General features: G+C 36.5%; 2 protein-coding genes and 1 pseudogene. 2 read left to right on the top strand and 1 reads right to left on the bottom strand.

Annotation, left to right across the window (positions count from 1 at the left end; translation table 11 throughout):
* Positions 1–167 precede the first annotated feature (167 nt).
* A pseudogene (locus A9G24_RS06845) lies at positions 168–869 on the bottom strand (helicase-related protein); the annotation flags it as partial.
* Between the two features lie 73 nt (positions 870–942).
* Here A9G24_RS06845 and A9G24_RS06840 point away from each other — a divergent pair.
* Both A9G24_RS06840 and A9G24_RS06835 read left to right on the top strand, forming a co-directional pair.
* Complete coding sequence (locus tag A9G24_RS06840) at positions 943–1,200, top strand: transposase (RefSeq protein WP_065637205.1); 258 nt, start codon at positions 943–945, stop codon at positions 1,198–1,200.
* A gap of 20 nt (positions 1,201–1,220) precedes the next feature.
* The coding region (locus tag A9G24_RS06835) for an IS3 family transposase (protein WP_141673099.1) at positions 1,221–1,549 on the top strand (329 nt) is incomplete at its 3' end.

The following is a 1,549-nucleotide window of genomic DNA, read 5'->3' as shown; positions in this document are numbered from 1 at the left end:
GCTCTATTTTTTCTGGTGTCGCTGGAGTTGGTTTTTTTAGCATAGAAGAACTTCTCTTATAATGGACTCCTCTCTATTAGATCAAAGAACTCGCCAAAAAGCGAGTTCTTTGTCATCAATCTGAACTGGCACATAACGTGCCAGCTTTTACTTTATATCACTTATTTTTATACGGCAATTAGCTGTTTTGCTAAAGCCACTTCAATAGATTCATCATCAGAATTAAGTATATCTAATCCCGAATCTGGCATATCTCCTGAAGTACTTTGTGAAACCGCTATTTTTTTTGCCATTAATTTTAAACAGCTTGTTTGTGCTGAATTTTCATAGCCCAAATAAATCACTTTTACATCATTTTTCTGGCCAATTCTGAACGAACGTTTTGCTGCTTGTTGCAATGTGTAAACATTAAAACCAGTTTGCAAGAAAATAATGGTCGGAAAATCAAGTAAATCAAGACCTGTTTTAACAAGTTCTGGATTTGTTATGACAATATCATAATCTTTATCCACTTTGTCTAAGATCCAATCCTCCCTCTTTTCTGGCGACACATTTGATTTTAATATAGCTGTTTTTAAACCAGCTTGTTCTAAAATAAGCTTAAGCCGTCCAGTTATGTCTCGAGTACCAGTATAAGTTGCATATACTAATACTTTACGACCATCTGTTTTTTCAGCTAAACAATGTTCAACTAAAGATTGCTCTTTTGGCGAACATTCAATAAAACTATCACCCTCATCACCACTAAATACAGATGGCACAAAAGCCAGCTTATCTCGTGTTCTTGGATGAGTGACTGTTTCTGCTCTAAAACAGCAGTCAGGCCATGCAAGTAAGGTATTGAGTACAACACCAAGTAATGTTGTATTGTAACTATCCCCTAAAATAGTACAGCAAAAAAGTAGAAAATTCTCTATGATAAAAGTAAAAGAGGATTCAATTATGAAAAAAATGACTGAACATCAAATCGTCGCTATTTTAAAAGAAGCTGAAGCAGGTATTCCTGTCAAGGAACTCTGCCGTAAATATGGCATGGCAAATTCAACTTTCTATAAATGGCGAGAAAAATACGGCGGAATGGAAACCTCTGATATTAAACGTTTAAAGGAGCTTGAGGCCGAAAACCGTAAACTTAAACAGATGTTTGCCGAACTGAGCTTAAAATCCCAGCTTCAGGAAGAAATCATAAAAAAGCTTTAGTGCCCACAAAGGTACGTAAAATGTGGGCACAGCAACTACAACAAAATCATTCAGTTACTATTGCTATGAGTTGTGCCATTGTTGGCTTAAGCCGTTGTGCTTACTATCATCAACCTAAGTTACCGGATGATTCGGTGATTATTTCGGTGTTGAATGCTATCACAGACCGGCATTTACGCTGGGGCTTTCCCAAATGTTTTAATCGCATCAGAAAGCTCGGCTATAAATGGAATCATAAACGGGTGTATCGGGTGTATTGTGAGTTAAAACTTAATATTAGAGCTAAACGTAAAAAACGTATCCCCCAACGAACACCAGAAAAGCTATTGGTTCCTAATAAACAAGGTGA

The organism is Gilliamella sp. App6-5 (genome assembly GCF_001690525.1).
Lineage (GTDB): Bacteria > Pseudomonadota > Gammaproteobacteria > Enterobacterales > Orbaceae > Gilliamella > Gilliamella apicola_H.
Note: the sequence above shows the minus strand (reverse complement) of the source record. Positions and strands in the feature narration are given on the sequence as shown.

Bases quoted from the DNA above. Each gene is read 5' to 3' on its own strand.
- A9G24_RS06840 (WP_065637205.1), top strand. From the start codon at position 943: ATGAAAAAAATGACTGAACATCAAATCGTCGCTATTTTAAAAGAAGCT.